The sequence below is a fragment of the Streptomyces sp. SID12488 genome (genome assembly GCF_010548275.1).
Lineage (GTDB): Bacteria > Actinomycetota > Actinomycetes > Streptomycetales > Streptomycetaceae > Streptomyces.
In genome coordinates this window covers 52,304-65,446 of sequence record NZ_JAAGLT010000041.1, presented here as the reverse complement: position 1 = coordinate 65,446, position 13,143 = coordinate 52,304, and the positions used below count along the sequence as shown (strand labels likewise).

Sequence of the window (13,143 nt, the reverse complement as noted above, 5' to 3'; positions counted from 1 at the left end):
AGGCCCTGCTGGCCCTCGCACGCCGACGCCTCAACGTCCTGTGGGCGATGATCCGTGACGGAGAGTGCTTTCACGCTTCACCTCCCGTCACGGGAGCGGCTTGACAACACGATTGGGAAGTCCCTTCGGAGGAGTTCGAGGAGTTCGGGGAGCCGGCGGAGTCGGTGCGGCGGACCGGGTCGGCGAGGGCGGCGAGGACCTCGCGCGGCCCCTCGAAGGGCTCCCGGCTGTGCGCCGTACGGATGTTGTCGACGAGCAGCAGATCGCCGCCGCGCCACGGCTCGCGCACGGTGTGCGCCGCGTACACCTCGTTGAGGGTCCGGACGACGTCCTCGCCGATCGGATCGCCGTTTCCGTAGCGGGTGTTGAAGGGGAGACCGTCGGCGCCGTACACGTCGACCAGGTACTCGTGGACCTCCGGGTCCATCGTCCACTCGTTGAGGAACGCGATCTGGTTGAACCAGCAGCGGTGGCCGGTGACCGGGTGGCGCAGAACGGCACCGCGGCGTTGACGGGTGCGCAGGGAGCCGTCCAGCTCCCAGGCGAACTCGATGGCGTGGGCCCGGCAGTAGCGCTCGACGGAGGCCCGGTCGGAGGTGCCGAAGGCCTCGGCGACGGTCGCCCCGATCTCGTCGTTGAACGTCCGGGTGAGCAACCACCCCTCCCGCTCGAAGCGTCGGACGAGTTCGGCGGGCAGTGCGTCGAGCACGGCGGCCGAGTCGGCCACCCCGGTCGCACCGCCCTCGGCAGGTGCCTCCAGGCAGGCGAACAGCAGCAGGCCGGGGAACTCCAGCGCGTAGCTGAGTTCGTGGTGCATGCACATCGGCTGGTTCGGCGGCCACTTGGAGGAGGAGTACACGCCGTCGGCGTACCGCCGCCGGGATGCGAAGGCCTCCTGGTCGCTCATCAGACCGTCGGCCAGCCGCCGCAGGACGGCTCCGGTCCTGGCCGGCTCGTGCAGGCCGAGGCCGCGCACCAGCAGCGAGCCGTGCTCGGCGACGGCCGCCCGCAGCGCGTCCCGGTGGGCGCCGGCCCACTCCGCCGTGTCGGTGACGGGCGGGGTGCGCAGGATCGGCGGGCGTCCGGGGAGCAGCTCGATGCCGTGAAGTGCGGCCTGGGACAGCGGAGTTGACGTCGATGAAGCGGACGAGAGTGTCATGGTGTCGTTCCTTTCGATGCGGCGCACGGCTGTCGTCAGGCTGTGGCGGCCGGTGCGTCGAGCAGTTCGGCCAGGTCCGCGAGGACCGGGTGGCGGATGACGTCCTTGAGGGCGATCGCCCGGTTCAGGGCGATCGCGAGCCGGACCGCCGACAGTGAGGTGCCGCCGCGGTCGAAGAAGTGGTCCAGGCGGCCGACCCGGTCCGACGGAACGCCGAGCACCTCCGCCCAGGCGACGGCCAGCCGCCGCTCATTGGCGGTCTGAGGCCCCCGCGCGCCGTCCCCGGAACGGTCTTCGGCCGAGGCGAGCTCCTCCGCGAGCGCGGTGAGCGTCCTGCGGTCGGTCTTGCCGTTGGCGGTGAGCGGCAGCCGCTCCCGCCAGTGCACGGCCGCCGGAACCATGTACGCGGGCAGCGACTCGGCCAACCGCGCCTGCACGGAGACGAGTTCGGCGCCGGTGCAGAACGCCGCCAGCCGCGCGCCCCGCACGACCACCACGGCGCCGTCCCGGACCCCGGGCACCCGCAGCAGCGCGTTCTCGATCTCGCCGATCTCGATCCGGAAGCCGCGCAGCTTGACCTGGGTGTCCCGGCGCCCGAGGAACTCCAGTTTGCCGTCGGGCAGCCAGCGCCCGTGGTCACCGCTGCGGTAGAGCCGTTCACCGGGCCGGTAGGGGTCCAGCGTGAAGGCCGCCGCCGTGCGCTCGGGGTCGTTGACGTACCCGCGCCCGACGCACACACCGGAGAACACGATCTCGCCGGGCGCCCCGAGCGGCACGGGCGCGAGGTGCTCGTCGACGACGTACACACGTACGTTGCGCACGGGCCGGCCGAGCGGAACGCGGGGCCCGTCCGGCACCCGGTCCATCACCTCGTGGTTGGTGTCGTCCGAAGTCTCGGTCAGGCCATAGGCGTTGGCGACCTTGATGCCGGGCTGGGCGGCGAACCAGCGCTGCACCAGCTCCCGCTTCACGGCCTCCCCGGTGACCGACACACAGTGCAGGTAGGGGAGTTCGCGGGGCCGCTGCTCCAACTCGGCCAGCACGGCTTCGAGATACGACGGCACGATCTGGAGCACATTGACCCCGCCGTCCACGATCGTGTCCACGAACCTGGGCACGTCCAGGATCACGTCCTGCCCGACCAGCAGCGTCCGGCCGCCGACGAGCAGAGCGGACACCAGCTGCCACAGCGAGATGTCGAAGCACTGGGGAGCGGTCTGCGCGACCACCTGCCCCTCGCCGACGCCCAGATCCTCCAGCTTGGCGAGGACGTGGTTGACGAAGCCCGCGTGCTCGCACATCGCGCCCTTGGGCTCACCGGTAGACCCGGACGTGAAGTAGATGTAGGCCAGTTGGCCGGCGCCGACGCTCACCCCGAGGTCGTCGTCCGCGTGCCCCTCCGCCCCGATCTCGTCGACGTACAGCCTCGGAACGTCCGTCCCCGTCCCGTCCAGCGTGGTGGTGCTGCCGTGTTCCGTGACGACGAACGCGCACTCGGCGCGGGTGAGGGTCGCGGCGATGCGCCCGGCGGGGAAGTGCGGCTCGACCGGCAGATAGACACCGCCCGCCTTGAGCACCCCCAGTACTGCGGCCATCCAGTCGAGGTTGCGCTCGGTGACCACGGCGACGACACCCTCACTGTCCAGCCCGCGGGCCAGCAGGGCCCGACCGAGCTGGTTCGCACGGGAGTTGAGCTCCCGGTAGGTCCACTCCGTCCCGCCCTGCACGGCCGCTACCGCGTCCGGGTGCCGCCGTACCCGCTCCTCGAACAGCTCGTGCACCCGGCGGTCCGGGAGTTCACGGTCAGGCCCCGCCAACCCGTCGAGCTGGAAGGTGAGTTCCTCTCCCGACAGCAGACTCTGCGACTCGTGGTCGGCGTCCGGGTCGGCGGCCATCAGGGAGAGCGCGGTGAGGTGGTAGCCGGCGATCCGGGCAGCTGCGCCCGTGTCGAGGACATCGGTGCGGTGGCGCAGCCGCAGGGTGCGCTCACCGACGCTCAGGTGCAGCACGGTGCTGTGGGCGCCGTCGTCCGCGAGGTCGCCGCCGTGCGGGTCGAGCACGGTCTCGTACGGCGGCTCGTCCGTCTCGCCCACCTCGTCGGCGAGGTCCGTCAGCGCCAGCAGCTCCCGCCAGGAGCCCGGGCCGACCAGCATCCGGCGGGGCACGGGCCGTCCGCCCTTCACCGCCACGTACCCGGTGGTGACCTCCCGCTCACCGGAGAGCGCGGAGAGGACCTTGGCGTGCGCGGCGAGCAGCGCGGACTCGAACGAGGCCGACCTGAACAGGCTCGCGTCGAGCGGGACTTCGTACTCGGCGTACACCGAGTGCCGCCTGTCCTGCGGGTCCTTGCCCGGCACCGGGCCGGGTATCCAGCGTGGGATCGTGTTCATCGGACTGCCCCCGTCGAAATCTGTGCGGTGTGTGCGGTGTGCGCGATCTGGTTGGTCTGTCCGGCCGGTGCGACCTGGTCGCTGCGCAGGGCCACCGCCGGGTTGCCGCCCCAGCGGGCCAGGCACGGCACGTCCTCGCCCTTCATCAGGAAGGAGTCCGGGGCGAGTTGGGAACCGTCGCCCATCGCCACGCCGTAGTGGACGAGCGCGCCGGTGCCGAGCGTGACGCCCGCGCCGAGGACGATGTGGTCGGACTTGTAGGTGCCGTCCTCCTGCGAGTGGGCCTGGATCTTGCTGTGGGCGCCGAGCGTGCAGTCGTCGCCGATCGTGGTGAGCGTGCGCTCGGTGATGATGGCGCCGTCGTCGAAGACCCGGCGCCCGATGCGGACGCCCAGCAGCCGCCACAGCAGGTTCTTGAACGGCGTCCCGTTGAACACGACGAGGAAGTCGACCGGCACCTTCCACAGCCGTTCCTGCCACCAGAAGTGCGGGTCGTAGATGGAGACCAACCGCGGTACCAGGCGCCGGAACCGGGTGATGAGCCGCTCGACCAGCACGTAGTACCCGGCGGTGAGCACCAGCCCGAGGACCAGGGACGCGCCGACCAGTGCGCCGGCGGCGATGCCGTGTGTGCCGTACACGGCGAAGGCGGCGAAGCCGAGCACCGTCAGGAGGAGGGAGTGCAGCCAGCGGACGAACAGGAACAGGCCCATCGAGCGCAGGTTGTAGCGGTTCTTCGCGGCGAGACGGCGGCGGAACTCGTCGCCCTCACGCAGGTGGTCGAAGCCGGTGTCGCGCTCCACCGACCGCGGGATCTCGAAGGAAGGCGAGCCCAACAGACCGACGTTCTCCCGCAGTTCGCCGTCCAGCGGCACCATCACCTTGGTGGCCAGCAGGACGTTCTCGCCGGTTCGGCCTCCGACGGGATACGCGATGTGGTTGCCGAGGAAGCTGTGCGGTCCGATCACCGCCCGCGAGACGCGGAACGACGTGGCGGAGTAGTCGGCGTTGAGGACCGACAGTCCGTCGGCGACCATCGTGCCGCGGCCGACGGAGACCAGGTACGGGTTCTCGTGCTGCATCTCCGTACCGAAGTTGGAGCCGGTCTGCTCGACGTGCGAGAGGTCGTAGCCGATGGCCCGCAGGTAGTGGACGATGTACGAGCTGTCGCCGCACAGCCACTTGAAGAACTTGAGGTTGGTCATGCGTGTGATGGCCCGCTGCGCCCCGTAGTGCGGGCCGTACAGCGGATAGACCTGGTCGGGCCGGATCACCAGGTTCAGCAGCCGGGGGACCAGGGACACGGTCACGGCTCCGACAGCGATCACGGCGGCGAACAGTGCGAGGGAGAGGCCCACGGCCTCGGCGTAGAAGCGGACGGAGGTCATGTCGGCCACGTCCGGATCGACCAGCACTTCGAGGCGGGGCACCAGGTCGAGCAGCAGAAAGCCGCCGCCTACCGCCAACGGGACGTACACCAACAGGAGTTGGAGAAGACTGGCGAGGCCGTAGGCGGCCCGTCGGGCGGTGGAGCAGGGGGCCCCGGGGACTCGTACGTAGTCCACGTCCGTGGGCTGGGCGGGCGAGCCGTGCCAGCGCAGGCCGGCCGGTACCGCCTGGCCCTCGAACAGCGCCGAGGCGTGGCCGAGCTGGGACCCGTCGCCCATCGACGTACCGATGTCGAGGACGGTCTTCTCGCCGATGTGGACGTCCCTGCCGAGGGTGACCGGGCCGGTCCGGACGCGTCCGGCGACGACCCGGTAGCAGAGGAAGTAGGCGTCCTTGCGGATGATCGTGCCCGCGCCGACCGTGAGGAGGTCGGTGCAGACCGGGAGGGACGGCGAGAGGATGGTGACGCCCTTGCCGATCCGCGCGCCGAGCGCCCGCAGGTAGAGCACGTACAGCGGGTTCCCGGTGAACAGGCGCATCGGGTTGGCGTTCAGCAGTGACCTGACCGTCCAGAAGCGCAGATAGGCGAGACCCCAGACGGGGAACTCGGCCCGCTGCCAACGGCCGACCAGCACCCACTTGGCGACCACCGGCAGCACGCACATCCCCACGAAGGCGGCGCCCCCGAAGACGACCGACCGCAGATAGACGTCGACGGCCCCCGAACCGGCGTTGATCCACTGGTAGCCCTGGACGGTGACGAGCCCGGCGAGGAAGCAGTACGCGGTGAAGACGATCAACTGCGCGGCCCCGCACAGGACATACCGCGTGGTGCTGCCGGGCGCCGGGGCGTCGGCCGGCGGGGCGACGGGCGCCTCGGCGGGGGCGTCGGTGAGCGCCGCCGCCAGACTCCGGATCGTCGGATTGGCGTACACGTCCTTCATGGACACCGACGGCAGATCGTCCCGCTTCCTGACCCGGGCGCAGAAGTGCGCCATGACGAGGGAATTGGCTCCGAGATCGTCGAAGAAATGGCTGTCGAGCGGGACTTGGTCGGTCTTCACGACACCCGCGAGCACCTCGGCGAGGATCCGCTCGGTGCCGCCCCCGGCGCCGGTCGTGTGCCCGGCCGTGGGCCTGGCTGTGTGTTCGGCCGCGTGTTCGGCCGTGCGCTTGGTCGGATCGGTCGGCGGCATGGGCGCCAACTCGATCGGCTTTTCCCCCACTTTTCCCCCCACGATGAGCTCCCTAGCGGTGCTGGTCCTGGCTTTCGGTTCGTTCGGTTCGTTCGGTCAGGTCGGTCGGTTCGGATCGGTGGACCGGCGGCTCGGGCGGGCTCCCCTGTGCCCGCCCCCGTTCCCACTCGCGGGCGCGCCGTGCCGCGCCCGCGACCACGGCCTCCAGGGGGCCCTGGCCCCTGGTGAGCCGCCACCCGACCGCGAAGAGCAGTGAGCCCGCGACCAGCACGGCGTACTGGAGGTCGCGGGAGCCGTTGAGCGCTCCGGTGGCGAGGAACAGGACATGGGCGGTGTAGAGGGTCAGCGGCATGCTTCCGGCAGCCGCCAGCGGGACCAGTGCGCGTCGTACCAGGGCGATCCGGGTCAGCAGCAGGACCGCCGCGAGCAGGGCCGTGGCCGCGCCGAGGGTGTGCAGCAGGTCGAACGGCGAGGTGGAGTGCGGGGCGCGGGAGACCATCGACCACCAGGTCCCGCCGTCCGGGCTGTCCCACATGACCTCGTCGCGGGCGTGCGGCCCGGTCGCGTCGGGGAACTCGGCCTGTCGCAACCGCTCCAGACCGCCCCAGCGCAAGAGCCACAACGAGCAGGCCAGCCAGGAGGCGGCGGCGAGCGCCAGCCCGCCGGTCAGCAGCCGGGTCGCGGTACGCCGGTCGAAGAGGTCGAGGCGCCCGATGGCGAGCCCGGCGCACAGGTACGCCATCCACGCCAGGACCGGATAGGCGCCGTGGACGAGAAGGCCGCCGAGGAGACCGGCCGGGTCGGTGACGACGTCCAGGAGCGTGGGATCACCGTCGAAGGCGGGTTCGGGCAGCACACCCCGGAGCAGGTGGACGAGGAACGGCGCGACCACGCCCAGGGCGACGGCGACGCAGGCCAACGTCCGTGCCCGCAGGGCCAGCAGGGGCAGGGCGAGCAGGAACAGCAGGGCGTAGAAGGCGAGGATGACGTCGACCTGGAGGCCGCCCGCGTTGGCGGCGTAGCCCAGCAGCAGCCCGATCAGACCGACGGTCAGTGCCCGGGCGGTGACCGCGGCGAGCGAGCCGCGGCCGACGCGGGGCGTACGGCCGCCGGTGGTGAAGGCGAGGCCGACCCCGGCCACCAGTGCGAAGGTCGCTGAGGACCGGCCGCCCGCCAACTGCCAGGCCACCGTCGGTGAATCGTCCGGCTCGAACGCTCCGAATACGTGCACGGAGAACATACCGAGCAGCGCGAGGCCACGGGCCACGTCCACACCGGCGATGCGCGGCGAAGATAAAGGCATGGGTCGCTCCGTAAATTGGCACGATGGATTTCGCGTCCGCTGTGCGACCGCGATACAGCAGTGGGCGGAAGTGACAGGTGACGCGATATGGGGAATGGTGTACGGGACGAAATGACGAATGAGACGGGTGATCGGAAAATGTCGATGAGCGCGGCGTGCGGCACGGCGTCGACCCGCACCTTTTTCGTGCGGATCACGGCCAACGCGGCTTGACCGGGCTTGGTCGGAGCCCGGATGCCCCCGTGTCGTCTTGGTTCGCACTCCCTTGGGCGGGTGTGCCCCGGAGAATGCAATCCGAATTGTTTCGACCCGGTTATGAACGGGTCAAGGTGGCCTGGCGTAATGTCGCTTTCCTGTTACAGAGTCACGACTTTTCGCACAGATTGCGACCGCCTGTTCGTCCACCTCACCAGGAAGCTTTCCGTAGGGCAGGTGTAATTGCCGGGCGGTATTCCGTTTACGAGCGCCAGAATATGGCCGCCAAGAGCATGACAGAAATAGTATTCGATTTATCTGCCGTATCGTTCCGCCCGGTTTTCACTGGGTTTCCCGTCGTTTTCTGCTGTGTCACGGGAACGGAGGGAGGGGAGCGGCGCAAGGGCGCTGCGCCCTGACCGGGGCACCGGAGGGTGAGAGGGGTAGCGCCCGCCCGATACCGTTAGGGCGTGCAGGCAGCAAGTGAACTTCCCGAGAGCCCCAGCGGCCGACTCCACCGCGCGCGTGTCCTCTACCGGAACGTCTCCAAGCGCAGGACCGCGTGGCTGTTGCTCAAGGACACCGTCAACTCGTGCATCGAGTACCGGATCCTGGGTCTGGCGGCGGAGGCGGCCTTCTTCACGCTGCTCTCCGTGCCGCCACTGCTGCTGAGCCTGATCGGGCTGCTCGGCTACGTCGACGACTGGACCGGCACCGACACCATCACCAGCCTGGAGACCAACATCCTGGAGGCGTCCCGCACGGTCCTGTCCGACAAGGGCGTCGCCGAGATCGCCCGGCCGATCCTGGACGACGTGATGAAGGGCGGCCGGCCCGACGTCATCTCCATAGGGTTCCTGTTCGCCCTCTGGTCCGGCTCGCGCGCGGTGAACGTCTTCATCGACACCATCACCGTGATGTACGGCCTCGACGGCGTCCGCGGCATCGTCAAGACCCGGCTCGTCTCCTTCGTGCTGTTCGTCGTGGGGCTGCTGATCGGCTCGGTCGCGCTGCCGCTGATGGTGGCGGGCCCGGACGCCGTACTCAAGGTCCTGCCCTGGTCGGAAACGCTCGTACAGGTCCTGTACTGGCCCGTCGTGATCCTGCTGTCCATCGCCTTCCTGACGACGCTGTTCCACGTGTCGGTCCCCGTGCGCTCACCCTGGATCGAGGACGTCCCGGGCGCGCTGATGGCCCTCGCGATGTGGGTGTTCGGCAGCTTCCTGCTGCGCATCTACCTGACCAAGACGATCGAGGGCGCCACGATCTACGGATCGCTCGCCGCGGCCGTCGCCGTCCTCCTGTGGGTCGGGGTGTCCGCGTTCGCGGTGCTCGTCGGGGCCGCCGTCAACGCGGCGATCGACCGTGTCTGGCCGGCCGCCGCCACCGCCGCCGCGCGCGCCGCCAACGAACGGATCCGTGAGGAGGAGGCCGCCGAGTACGTCGCCCGGATGGCCACCGTCCGCTCCTACGAGCCCGATGGCGACGCCGATGACGACCCCGACGACTGCGACATGCCCTCCGAGTTCCCGGAACGCTGGTCGCGCTTCCTGCCCCCGGAGGACGTGACGTCCCGCCTGCGGACCCACGTGAAGAGCACACCCAAGACGGGAGAGGGCCCGCCTCCCGTGAAGTGACGCGCCCCGACCCCCTTCGACGCCACCCCGCACGCCCGCCGGGTCGGCCACGGCAGCGCCTTCAAACGGGTGTTCGGTGGCTGCCCCGAAGAACACCGGCGGCGTAGCGTGTCGTACGTGTACGAGGAACGGGCCTCCCGACTGCCGGGCGCGACGGTGTGGACGAACACCCCGGCCGGCTCCGGCGACGCGCGGCCTGTCCTGCCCGACGGCTGCATGGACCTGCTGTGGAGCGAGGGCCGACTGCTGGTCGCGGGACCCGACACCCGCCCGCACGTCCCCGAAGGCGCCCCCGCGCACTGGGCGGGTGTCCGTTTCCACCCCGGTACGGCGCCGGCCCTGCTGGGCGTACCGGCGCACGAACTCCGGGATCGGCGCGTCGAGTTGGCCGACCTGTGGGGAGCTGCCGAGGTGCGACGCCTGACGGCACGCTTCGACGCGGTGGCCGACCCCGCGACGGCGCTCGAAGAGGTGGCACTGGAACGGGCGGCGCGCTCGGACCCGCCGGACAAGCTGCTGGGTGGCCTGGTCACGGCCCTTCGAGCAGGCCGCCCCGTCGCGCGTACGGCCGACGAACTGGGCCTGAGCGCACGTCAGTTGCACCGCCGCTCCCTGACCGCCTTCGGCTACGGCCCCAAGACGCTGGCCCGCATCCTCCGTCTCCAGCGCGCACTCGCCCTGGCCCGGAAAGGGATGCCCTTCGCGGAGACGGCGACCCGTGCGGGCTACGCCGACCAGGCCCACCTCGCCCGGGACGTACGCGAGTTGGCGGGGATGCCGCTGGGAAAGCTACTCGGCTGAGGGGGCGGGGGAGGAGGCCAGGGGTGCGAACAGGTCGACCCCGTTGCCGTCCGGGTCGAGCACGGTCGCGTACCGCTGTCCCCACACGGCGTCCCAGGGCTTCAGCTCGCTCCGATACCCCGCACCCACCAACTCCTCGTACAGGGCGTTGACGTCGGAGGCGGAGCCGCACAGCATGGCCAGCCCGATCCGTCCGCCGCCGCTGGGTGACCGCCACCCGGGGTGGAAGGACCGGACGGTCTCCTCGGTGTCGAGCAACAGCCGCAGCCCGCCCGGAAGTTCGGCCTCGACATGCGGCTGCTCCTCGGCCCCCTCGGGGAAGTCGAGCCCGAGCCGGCGGTAGAACGCGACGGAGGCCGCCAGATCGGCGGTGACGATGCCGATGGCGTCGAACCGGGGAGTGGGGCGTGGGGTCGGTTGTGAAGTCATACAGCCAGGTTAGGCGGGGTGCCCCGGGCCGGTCTTGAACGAATCGGACGCGACGGCATCCCCGTTCCACCCCCGGTTGCGGGCCCGGCGCAGGGCGCCAATAGTGGGAAGGACAGCTGCACCTTGACCGGTGGCCAGAGCCCCGCGCAAGGAGCCGGCTCGGTCTCCTGACCGCGGCTGCCCACCGCCCCACACCTCACTGACCTCTCCCCTTGCGCAAGAGATCCTTGCCAAGAGAGGAGTGCTGCCATGCGCAAGCACACTCGGGCACGTCGACTTCTGACAGCCTCGACGGTCCTCTTCGCCGGCGGCGTCCTACTGCTGCCCACCCCCACGATCGCCCAGCCGGAGAAGCCGGAATCGCGGGACTCCGCAGCAGTGATCCCGGCATCCGAGTTCCAGATAAGGAACCCGCAGACCGGCAAGTGCATGACGGTCGCAGGCGGGCGCTCGACCGAGAACAACGTACGGCTCGTCCAGTTCAACTGTGACAAGGACCCCTCGCGCCGCTGGAAACTTGTCGGCGGAAGCGACAACTCCCACCAGCTCGTCAACGTGCAGACACGCAAGTGCGCGACGGTCGCGGGCGGGCGCTCGACCGAGAACAACGTCGAACTGGTCCAGTTCGACTGCGACTCGGACGCCTCACGCCGTTGGAGTCTCGTCAACTGGGACAGCGGCGCCTTCGAACTCGTCAACGACCGGACAGGCAAGTGCGCGACGGTCGCCGGTGGCCGCTCCACCGAGAACAACGTCGTTCTGGTGCAGTTCGAGTGCGACGGGGACCGGTCCCGCACCTGGACCCTGAACCTGGCGGGCTGACGGCCCGCACCCACCGAATGGCTCCTTCCGCGGGAATACCGGCAGGTCATGTGTTGCTCTGATCTGAACGGTTCACGAGCGGCGGCGAGGGAGCTGGTGGGCAGATGACGGACGAATCGACGCGGCCCGTCGTGCGGACGCCCTACGGGGACGTCCGCGGCAGATACGAGGGCTACGAAGGCCACAAGGGCTACGAAGGCCACGAAGGACACGAGCGCCGCGAAGGACACGACGACGACAGGATCGCCGTGTTCCGCGGTGTCCCGTACGCCGCCCCGCCCTTCGGCCCCCTCCGGTTCAGGCCGCCCGTGCCGCCCACCCCCTGGGACGGGGTGCGCGACGCGGGCGGCTTCGGTCCCACCGCGCCGAAACCGCCGTACTCCGAGGCCTTCGCCCGGCTGCTGTCGGACCCGGTGGTGCCCGGCGACGACTGCCTCAACCTCAACGTCTGGACACCGGAGCCCAGCCGCGGCGCCCGGCTCCCGGTCATGGTGTGGATCCACGGCGGCGCCCTGACCCGTGGCTCATCCGCCGTGCCCGTCTACGACGGCCGTGCCTTCGCCCGCGACGGCGTGGTCCTCGTCTCGGTCAACTACCGTCTGGGCGTGGAGGGTTACGGCCTCTTCCCGGACGCACCCCCGAACCCCGGCCTCCGCGACCAGCTCGCCGCGCTGGAATGGGTGCGCGCGTCGATCGCGGCCTTCGGCGGCGACCCCGACCGCGTCACCGTGTTCGGCCAGTCGGCCGGCGCGATCAGCATCGGCGCGCTCCTCGCCTCCCCACGGGCGCAGGGGCTCTTCCGGCGGGCGGTGCTGCAGAGCGGGTCGCCCGAGGTGAGCGACCGCGACAAGGTGCGGCGGATGGTGCGCCGGATGGCGACCAGGCTGAAGATCCCGGCGACCGCCGAGGCCTTCGCCGCCGTCGACCGGGAGCTGCTGCTGCGTGTCCAGGGCGAGGTGGGGCGGCTGAGCAGCCCGGTGCTCGGCGGGCCCGCCTTCGGCATCGTCGTCGACGGCGACCTCGTACCCCGCGACCCCTTGAAGGCCCTGGTCGACGGCGCCGCCGCCGGCATCGACCTGCTCCTTGGCTGGACCCGGGACGAATACCGGCTGTGGCTGGTGCCGGGCGGGCTGATGGAGCGTGTCGACCGGCTCGGCCCGGTCGCCCTGGCCGGCGCGATGGCCCGCTGCCACTGCGGCCCAGAGGTCCCGCGCGGCTACCGTGCCCTGCACCCGGGCGCCGGCACGGCCGATCTCGTCGGCCAACTGGTCACCGACCACCTGCTCCGCGTACCGCTGCACCGACTCGCGGACGCCCGGGGCGAGGACGGCAGTGCCGCGTACGTGTACGAGTTCGCGTGGCCGTCCACGCAGCCCGGCCTGGGCGCCTGCCACGCCCTCGAACTGGGATTCGTGTTCGACACGCACGAGGCCCCCGAGTCGGCCAAGCTGGCGGGCCAGGGTGCTCCGGAGGAACTCGCCGAGGCCATGCACAGGGCGTGGGTGCGCTTCGCCGTCGACGGTGACCCGGGCTGGCGGCCCTGGGACGCCTCGCACCCGGTGCGCGTCTTCGGTGAGGGCGACCCGCACACCGTGGAAGGCCCACGGGACCGCGAACTGGCCCTGTGGGCCGCCGACCGGGCCTCCGTGCCCCCGACGGCTGCGGAGCCCGAACCCCGGTCGGCCACGCGGCCCCGGTTGCCCCTGCGGGGTGCGGAACCGCTGTCCGTCGTACGACGGCTTCGCCGCTCCGGCGGTGTGCCCCGGCGCTGACCACCGCCACCCGGCGGGATCCGGCCAGGTGGCGGATCTGCCGCTCGTGA

The 13,143-nt window shown here is 70.8% G+C and carries 9 protein-coding genes; 4 read left to right on the top strand and 5 right to left on the bottom strand.

All coding sequences use genetic code 11. The features are described 5' to 3' along the window. Positions 1-70 precede the first annotated feature (70 nt). The 4 genes from G3I56_RS38820 to G3I56_RS38805 are packed head-to-tail and all read right to left on the bottom strand — an operon-like array spanning position 71 to position 7,437. Positions 71-1,159: a TauD/TfdA family dioxygenase gene (locus tag G3I56_RS38820; protein ID WP_164417597.1), complete on the bottom strand. Its 1,089-nt coding sequence runs from the start codon at positions 1,157-1,159 to the stop codon at positions 71-73. 35 nt (positions 1,160-1,194) lie between these two features. Continuing rightward, complete coding sequence (locus G3I56_RS38815; protein WP_164417595.1) at positions 1,195-3,549, bottom strand: amino acid adenylation domain-containing protein; 2,355 nt, start codon at positions 3,547-3,549, stop codon at positions 1,195-1,197. Then, entirely contained in the window at positions 3,546-6,176 is a 2,631-nt protein-coding gene (locus G3I56_RS38810; RefSeq protein WP_343240182.1) for a Pls/PosA family non-ribosomal peptide synthetase, read from the bottom strand. The genes G3I56_RS38815 and G3I56_RS38810 overlap by 4 nt, the downstream gene beginning before the upstream one ends. A gap of 10 nt (positions 6,177-6,186) precedes the next feature. Next, complete coding sequence (locus G3I56_RS38805; RefSeq protein ID WP_164417593.1) at positions 6,187-7,437, bottom strand: heparan-alpha-glucosaminide N-acetyltransferase domain-containing protein; 1,251 nt, start codon at positions 7,435-7,437, stop codon at positions 6,187-6,189. Positions 7,438-8,102: 665 nt separating this feature from the next. Between G3I56_RS38805 and G3I56_RS38800 the strand changes: the two genes are divergently transcribed. Together G3I56_RS38800 and G3I56_RS38795 are read left to right on the top strand one after the other, a co-directional pair. Then, on the top strand, positions 8,103-9,269 hold the full coding sequence (locus G3I56_RS38800) for a YihY/virulence factor BrkB family protein (RefSeq protein ID WP_164417591.1): 1,167 nt from the start codon (positions 8,103-8,105) through the stop codon (positions 9,267-9,269). Positions 9,270-9,386: 117 nt separating this feature from the next. Beyond that, positions 9,387-10,070, top strand: a complete 684-nt coding sequence (locus tag G3I56_RS38795; RefSeq protein ID WP_164417588.1) for a helix-turn-helix transcriptional regulator — start codon at positions 9,387-9,389, stop codon at positions 10,068-10,070. Here G3I56_RS38795 and G3I56_RS38790 read toward each other — a convergent pair. Next, positions 10,059-10,499, bottom strand: coding sequence for a VOC family protein (locus G3I56_RS38790; protein WP_164417585.1), 441 nt, complete (start codon positions 10,497-10,499; stop codon positions 10,059-10,061). The genes G3I56_RS38795 and G3I56_RS38790 overlap by 12 nt on opposite strands. A gap of 249 nt (positions 10,500-10,748) precedes the next feature. On the opposite strand from G3I56_RS38790, the gene G3I56_RS38785 reads away from it, so the two are divergent. Together G3I56_RS38785 and G3I56_RS38780 are read left to right on the top strand one after the other, a co-directional pair. After that, positions 10,749-11,321, top strand: a complete 573-nt coding sequence (locus G3I56_RS38785; RefSeq protein WP_164417583.1) for an RICIN domain-containing protein — start codon at positions 10,749-10,751, stop codon at positions 11,319-11,321. Positions 11,322-11,425: 104 nt separating this feature from the next. Then, on the top strand, positions 11,426-13,093 hold the full coding sequence (locus tag G3I56_RS38780; protein WP_164417581.1) for a carboxylesterase family protein: 1,668 nt from the start codon (positions 11,426-11,428) through the stop codon (positions 13,091-13,093). The last annotated feature ends 50 nt before the right edge of the window (positions 13,094-13,143 follow it).